Origin of the sequence: Natroniella sulfidigena (genome assembly GCF_023223645.1) — a bacterium.
Lineage (GTDB): Bacteria > Bacillota > Halanaerobiia > Halobacteroidales > Halobacteroidaceae > Natroniella > Natroniella sulfidigena.
In genome coordinates, this window is record NZ_JALKBY010000028.1 from 1 (window position 1) to 7,393 (window position 7,393).

The 7,393-nt window shown below is 33.1% G+C and carries 8 protein-coding genes; 1 reads left to right on the forward strand and 7 read right to left on the reverse strand.

Features of this window, described 5'->3' with window-relative positions; all coding sequences use genetic code 11:
* The first annotated feature begins 176 nt into the window (after window positions 1-176).
* Window positions 177-1,196 carry a polysaccharide deacetylase family protein gene (locus tag MWH28_RS12670; RefSeq protein ID WP_248619759.1) on the forward strand — a complete coding sequence of 340 codons (1,020 nt, stop codon included), beginning with the start codon at window positions 177-179 and terminating at the stop codon, window positions 1,194-1,196.
* Window positions 1,197-1,231: 35 nt separating this feature from the next.
* Here MWH28_RS12670 and MWH28_RS12675 read toward each other — a convergent pair whose 3' ends face one another.
* The 7 genes from MWH28_RS12675 to remA form a co-directional block, all read right to left on the reverse strand.
* Window positions 1,232-2,476 (reverse strand): L-lactate MFS transporter, encoded by a 1,245-nt coding sequence (locus MWH28_RS12675; protein WP_248619760.1) that lies wholly within the window; start codon window positions 2,474-2,476, stop codon window positions 1,232-1,234.
* A gap of 260 nt (window positions 2,477-2,736) precedes the next feature.
* Window positions 2,737-3,978 (reverse strand): L-lactate MFS transporter, encoded by a 1,242-nt coding sequence (locus MWH28_RS12680; RefSeq protein WP_248619761.1) that lies wholly within the window; start codon window positions 3,976-3,978, stop codon window positions 2,737-2,739.
* Between the two features lie 200 nt (window positions 3,979-4,178).
* Window positions 4,179-4,628 carry an S-ribosylhomocysteine lyase gene (locus tag MWH28_RS12685; RefSeq protein WP_248619762.1) on the reverse strand — a complete coding sequence of 150 codons (450 nt, stop codon included), beginning with the start codon at window positions 4,626-4,628 and terminating at the stop codon, window positions 4,179-4,181.
* A gap of 12 nt (window positions 4,629-4,640) precedes the next feature.
* Entirely contained in the window at window positions 4,641-5,828 is a 1,188-nt protein-coding gene (gene coaBC, locus MWH28_RS12690) for a bifunctional phosphopantothenoylcysteine decarboxylase/phosphopantothenate--cysteine ligase CoaBC (RefSeq protein WP_248619763.1), read from the reverse strand.
* A gap of 33 nt (window positions 5,829-5,861) precedes the next feature.
* Entirely contained in the window at window positions 5,862-6,062 is a 201-nt protein-coding gene (gene rpoZ, locus MWH28_RS12695) for a DNA-directed RNA polymerase subunit omega (protein ID WP_248619764.1), read from the reverse strand.
* Between the two features lie 154 nt (window positions 6,063-6,216).
* Entirely contained in the window at window positions 6,217-6,807 is a 591-nt protein-coding gene (gene gmk / locus MWH28_RS12700) for a guanylate kinase (protein WP_248619765.1), read from the reverse strand.
* 34 nt (window positions 6,808-6,841) lie between these two features.
* Window positions 6,842-7,090, reverse strand: a complete 249-nt coding sequence (remA, locus tag MWH28_RS12705) for an extracellular matrix/biofilm regulator RemA (protein WP_248619766.1) — start codon at window positions 7,088-7,090, stop codon at window positions 6,842-6,844.
* Between the last annotated feature and the right edge of the window lie 303 nt (window positions 7,091-7,393).

A 7,393-nucleotide genomic window follows, 5' to 3' on the forward strand; every position in this document is an offset into this window, starting at 1 on the left:
AATCAGCAGACAACCTCGCAAGTTCCTTCTAGGAATCCCCGTTCGTGAGCTTTGCGAACGGGCGGGGAGGATGTCAATAACCACCATCTACCTTATCCATTATTTACAGCTTGAGAACTTATATAAGTTATGCTATTCTAGACTTAAAATTATATTCTATTAAGGAGGCACAATAATTGATCCAGTCAAAAAATAATCTAATAATCTTACTAGCCATTACACTACTACTCAGCATAGTAACTATTGAAATTAGCTATGCTAATCAAACTCACACTATTAAAGATGGAGAGTCATTATTTACAATTGCTAGAAAATATGATATTACTATTTCTACCTTAACCAGCATCAATGACCTTAGTAATCAAGATTTAATTTATCCTGGTGATAAGTTAAATCTACCTTCTAGTAACAATGAATCTAGTTCTGACTCTGATAACAATCAAGAACGGACTAATAACAATGAACAAGACCAAACTGAAGACCAAGCTAAAAGTTCTAATGCTGAAACAAGGTATTCACCAACTAGTTGGCTCAGTCGCGAAGGATCTGTATCAGCCGAAATAAAAGAACAAGAAGAACCAAAGATCTATTACCGAGGTGCTGATAAAGTAGCACTAACTTTCGATGATGGTCCAGATAATAAATATACACCACAAATTCTAGATATACTAAAAGAGTATAATGTCAGAGCAACCTTCTTTTTAGTAGGAGAAGCTGTAGAGAAATATCCTCACATAGTTGAGAGGATGATTGAGGAAGGTCATGTTATTGGAAATCACTCCTGGTCACACCCAAATTTAAGTTTATTAAATGCTGACACAATTACTGAAGAAATACAGAAGACAGAAGAAGCACTTGAACAGATAATCAATCGTAAGACTACTCTTTTACGACCACCTTATGGTTTTGCTTCAAGTAGAGTAGTAAATCAAGCAGCTGATTCGAACTATAGAGTAATTAACTGGTCTGTCGATTCATTTGACTGGAGAGTTGATAGCAAAGAAGAGTTACTTGATAATACATTACCAGGAATTAACCCCGGTGCTATCGTTTTATTACACTCTGCTACTGGAGAAGGAAATAGTTTGGCGCCAACAGTTGAGGCCTTGCCAACTATTATTGAAGAAACAAGAGAAGAAGGTCTAGAATTTGATACTGTAGATAATGTATTATCTGTAGGAGCTTATAGAAGGTAAGCAATAAAAAAAGACTTGCATAAGCAAGTCTTTTTTTATTCTATTGTTTCTTGAGGCATTTTTAATAAAAAAACCGCAGCTATTATTCCTAATCCAGCTAAAATAATTATAGGATAGAATGTATAAATATAACTCCCAAGCATATCTCTTAGATTACCTGCAATCAAATTTCCTGAGATTGCTCCTATACCATAAGCAAGAAATACAATCCCATAATTTTTAGTATAATGTTTGTTACCAAAAAGAGCTGCCGTAGCTGCAGGTGCTATAGCTAACCAACCACCACTACTTAACCATAAAACACTGAAAGATATAATATATAAGACCATAGACCCTTCTTGATTATTTAACATTAATACGGAAGATAAAATTATTAAAGAAAAAGATAAAATAGCAGCCCGCTTAGCTCCGAAATTATCCGTAATCGTACCAAAAATTGGACGTCCTGCTGCATTAAAAATAGCAAACAAAGCTACCATAAGAGAAGCAATTTGAGCATCTAGATTAATAATCTCTTGAGCTACCGGACTTGAAATACCAATAATAGTTAAGCCAGTTAGAGTTCCTATACTAAAACAGATCCACAAACCATAAAAGGCCTTATTTTTAATCATATCTTTAGCAGTGAAATTAATTGCCTTTTTCTTCTTTTCACTCTCCAATTTATCATACTCAATTTCTGACTCATCTTTAGGAAATCTTAAGGGTAAAGCCAAAATTATAACAATTATAGTAAAAGCTATTCCTAAGATTCTAAATGTCTGAAATAAGCCATATGAATCTATCAACCATCTAGATAAAGGTGCTGTTATAACAGGAGATATACCAAATCCTCCTAGAGTAAGACCAACAGCTAACCCCCTTTTATCTGGAAACCATCTAGCAGCTACTACCATAGGAGCACCATAAGCTATTCCTACTCCTGCTCCAGCAATTACACCATAAGTTATAATTAATTGGTTAACGCTTGTTACAAAACTTGATAAAAACCAACCAAGCCCAACCAAAACTCCTCCAAGCATAGTTACTAACCTTGGCCCGTAATCATTTATAAATCCACTTGCTACTGGCATTAATAAAGCATAAAATAGTAAAAAGACCATATAAGGTAAACCACTTTGAGTTGCACTAATATTTAATGATTCCTCTACAGGGCTTCTAAAAACACTCCAAGAATATACTGTCCCCATGCACATAAAAATCAATATTCCTAAAGGAATATAAAGCCACCTTTTAGTTTCAAGTGCTATACCAATCTCTTCATTTAATATTTCATCCATTTTTTAACTCCTTTCTACCTATAATTAAAGATAACTAAGTAAATTAATATATTCACTTATATTATTTTAACAGATTAAATAATTTTCAACAACCTTTTTATCAGTTTTTTATAATAAATATTCATTTTTTTTAATAATTAAACAGATCGTTGCCTAATTTATCGTAATATAAACCATCAATATGTATAAAAATTCAATTGATAACTGAATGTGTTAATTTCTTATAACCAAAAAACGCCTTGTATTATACAAGGCGTTTTTTATTTCACTTTTTGTTTAGGCTTTTTTAATAAAAAAATCGATGTTATTATCCCTAAAATAGATAAAATAATTACTGGATAAAATGTATAGATATAACTTCCTAGCAGATCTCTTAAATTACCTGAAATTAAATTTCCTAAGACTGCTCCTATACCATAAGCAGTAAATACAACACCATAATTTTTACTATAATTCTGATCACCGAAAAGAATTGCCGTAGCTGCTGGAGCAATTGCTAGCCAACCACCAAGATTCAACCACAAAATACTAAAGGCTATACCATATAAGACCATAGAACTTTCTTGAACATTCAACATTAAAATAGAAGCTAAAATTATTAATAGATAAGATAATATAGCAGCATATTTAGGGCCAAATTCATCAGTAAGCCAGCCAAAAATTGGCCTTCCTACTCCATTAAAGATAGCAAATAAAGAAATCATAAAAGCAGCAGTTTGAGAATCTAAATTAACAACCTCTTCTGCTACCGGACTGGTAATAGCAATAGCCATCAAACCTATTAGAGTCCCTACAATAAAACAAAGCCACAATCCATAAAAGGATGTAGTTTTGATCATAGCCTTAACATTCAAATCTAAATCATCAGCAACAAAATCTTCTGAATTATGATCTTTAATTCCTAAATTACCTTGCGGAAACTTTAAAGGTAAAGCTAAAATTATAATAATTATAGTAAAAGCTATCCCCAAAAATCTAAACGCATTAAATAGACCATATACATCAATTAACCAGTTTGCTAAAGGGGCAGTTATAAAAGGAGACAGTCCAAATCCTCCTAGAGTAAGACCAACTGCTAAACCCTTCTTATCTGGAAACCACTTAGCAGCTACCGCCATAGGAGCACCATAAGCTATTCCTACTCCTGCCCCCGCAATTACACCATAAGTTATTGCTAACTGAATAATACTTGTGGCAAAGCTTGATAAGAACCAACCAAGACCAACCAAACCTCCTCCAACCATAGTTACTAACTTTGGCCCGTAATCATCTATAAATCCACCTGCTATTGGCATCAAAACAGCATAAAAAACTAAGAAAACCATGTAAGGCAAACCACTTTGAGTGGCACTAATATTTAATAAATCTTCTACAGGCTTTCTAAAAACACTCCAAGAATATACTGCCCCCATACACATAAAGATCAATATTCCTAGAGGAATATATAACCATCTTTTAGTTTTAAGTGTTATATCAACCTCTTCATCTAATACTTCAGGCATTCCTTTAACTCCTTTCATATCGGTAATTACAATAAATATTTGAAATAATATATTCACTCATAACATAATAACAGCTTAATTAGTTTTTATTATCTTGTGATAATTATTAAATTATTTTAATAATATATTACCTAATTTACTATAATTTTAATTATACATAAAGCATAAAAATCCACCCAATAACTGAGTGGATTAATTCTTTATTCAGAAAAATCTTTTAAAACTACCTTAGCATATTCCTGAGCTCCAAATAAGGAATGATCACGATAATTTCCACATTCTTTAGCAGTAGTAGCTGGAATATCTCCTAAATCAGCTTCTAATATCTTTTCTAAAGCAGAAATTAATACTGCTTCTACCTCTTCTAATTCAAGTTCACCAATCCGAATTAGATAAAATCCTGTTCTACATCCCATTGGTGAAATATCAACTACATCAGCCATCTCTTCTCGAATATAAGTAGCTAATAAATGTTCTAAAGTATGCAAAGCTCCAGTAGAAATTGCTCCTTGATTCGGTTGAACTAACCTCAAATCATATTTTTGAATAATATCTCCTTGGGGGGTAGTTATCTTTCCTGCTTTCCTCACATATGGAGCATCTACCTTAGTATGATCAAGTGTAAAACTCTCCACCTTAATCTTGTCCACTTTATCACTTCCTTAATCTAAAATTTTAACAATTTCTGAAAAAATCCTATCTGCAACCTGCAATTTAGTGGCCTTAGCTACTTCAATGTGATCAGCTTTACTTATAATCACAACTTGATTAAAATCAGAAGCAAATCCTGTATCTTGAGCACTGATATCATTAGCTACAATAAAATCAACCGATTTTTTCTTCAATTTTTTCTGAGCATTTACAACTAAATCATTTGATTCTGCAGCAAACCCAACTAGAATCTGATCCCCTTTGTTGTTACCTAATTCTGCTAATATATCTGTTGTTCTTTCTAATTCTAAAGTTAATTTACTACTTTTTTTAATCTTATCTTTAGCAGTAAATTCAGGGGTATAATCTGCTACTGCTGCTGCCATAACAATTATATCTTGCTCTTCTTGATACTTAAAAACCTGCTGATACATCTCAGCAGCAGTTCTAACATTGATTACTTTGACCCCAGAAGGTTTATTTAATTGAGTAGGGGCAGAAATTAAAGTAACTTCTGCTCCTCTAGCCTTAGCAACTCTAGCTAAAGCATAACCCATCTTTCCTGATGATCGGTTTCCTAAATATCTAACTGGATCTAAATCTTCCTGTGTTCCTCCCGCTGTAATTAAAACCTTTTTCCCTACTAAATCCAGTGGACTTAATAGATAAGCGACAGAAGTAGTAACAACCTCTTCAGGAGCAGGTAATCTACCCTTTCCTTCAGTTCCGCAAGCTAAATAACCTTTATCAGGTTCAATAAATCGATAGCCTTCTTCCTTTAAACTTAAGATATTTTTTTGAACAATTGAATTTTGATACATATTTACATTCATTGCAGGCGAAAAGACTACTTTAGCTGTAGTAGCCATTATTGTCGTCGATAACATATCATCTGCAATCCCATTAGCCACTTTACCAATTAGATTAGCAGTCGCTGGAACAACCAAAAACATATCTGCCTTCTCAGCTAAAGAAATATGTTCAACATCCCATGATTGAGGTTCCCCAAACATATCAACAATTACAGGATTATGACTTAATGAACGAAAAGTAAGTGGTTGAACAAATTTGGTAGCAGCTTCAGTCATAATTACATGTACATTAGCTCCTAATTTTTTTAACCTACTCACCACCTCAACTGCTTTATAAGCAGCTATCCCGCCTGTAATCCCTACTACAATTGTTTTATTCTTCAACATATCAGCATCAGCACCTCATCAATCAGTTTAAGATTAATTATCTTTCTTAGGTCTTACTTTGCCAGCTACAATCTCTTCTAAAGCCTTTGAAACCTCTTTAGAACCTTTATACTCATCTAACAATTCTTCTTCTCCTTCTTTTAACAGTCTTGCTCGTTTAGAAGAAACTACTACTGCAGTAAAAACAGCATCACATTTTTCTAATATATCTCCCATCTCTGGACGTGCTAACATGTCTATCCCTCCCTTTCAATTTATTAGTGTTCTCAGCTAAATTGAATACTATTATGAGACCTTTGACTGCTATCTAAACCTTTCTTCACTCTCATTTCAGTAATATTCTTAACTAAAACCAAACTTACCATCATACTTGACATACCTTTAAGCTCTAATTTTTTACCTTACATTTTTCAGCTACAATTATTGCTTTTAACTTCTTGACAGCTTTCTCTACTTGATCATTAATAATTAAATAATCATATTCTTCAACCTGCTTTAATTCTTTACTAGCATTTTCTAGCCTTGTTTCAATTGCTTTTTCACTCTCAGTACCTCGACCATAAATCCTAGATTCTAACTCATCCAATGATGGAGGAGCTAAAAAGACAAAAATTCCTTCTGCAAAAGAATCTTTTACTTGCTTGGCTCCTTGAATATCTATTTCTAAAATAACATCTCGACCACTTGCTAAAGTCTCTTCAACATATTTTTTAGGAGTCCCGTAATAATTATTATGTACCTTGGCCCATTCAATAAATTCATTTTTTTTGATTAAAGACTTAAATTTTTTTGTTGACATAAAAAAATAATCTATTCCATCTTCTTCCCCTTCTCTTGGTTCTCTAGTAGTAGCAGATACAGAATAACAAATATCATCATACTCCTCTAATAAAAAACTCAATACTGTTCCTTTTCCTACTGCAGAAGGCCCTGACAAAACTATCAAATTTCCTCTTTGACTACCTCTGTTATATCCCATTTTATTCTAAAAAATACCTCCTCCCACTAAAGTATTATTCGTCTTCATCAGTTAATCGTTGTGAAACTGTTTCAGGTTGTACAGCAGACAAAATAATATGATCACTATCAGTAACCACAACTGCCCTTGTTCTTCTTCCATATGTAGCATCGATTAACATTCCACGATCACGAGCATCTTGAATAACCCTTTTGATAGGCGCCGATTCCGGACTGACAATTGCAATAATTCGATTAGCTGCAACAATATTACCAAACCCAATATTAATTAACTTAATCCCCACTATAATTCCACCTCTTTTTCATTAAATATTTATAATCTAACAATATAACAATTAAAGCATTACTACTCACATTAAACTAATTAATAATATATCATAACTTTGATTCACTTTGCAAATCCTTTACCCTATTTAGTTAATTTTCTAGACATTATCTTCTTTTCCTTCTTTCCTGCTCCAATTCTTAAGTTAAAATAAAAAAAACACCCCAAAAGGTATTCTAAAATAAAATGGCTCCCCGAGTAGGACTCGAACCTACGACAAAGTGGTTAACAGCCACTCGCTCTACCAACTGAGCTATCGGGG

Coding starts and splice junctions, on each gene's coding strand:
- rpoZ (WP_248619764.1), bottom strand. CDS start 6,062: ATGTTAGCACGTCCAGAGATGGGAGATATATTAGAAAAATGTGATGCT.
- MWH28_RS12675 (WP_248619760.1), bottom strand. CDS start 2,476: ATGGATGAAATATTAAATGAAGAGATTGGTATAGCACTTGAAACTAAA.
- coaBC (WP_248619763.1), bottom strand. CDS start 5,828: ATGTTGAAGAATAAAACAATTGTAGTAGGGATTACAGGCGGGATAGCT.
- MWH28_RS12680 (WP_248619761.1), bottom strand. CDS start 3,978: ATGCCTGAAGTATTAGATGAAGAGGTTGATATAACACTTAAAACTAAA.
- gmk (WP_248619765.1), bottom strand. CDS start 6,807: ATGGGATATAACAGAGGTAGTCAAAGAGGAAATTTGATAGTTTTGTCA.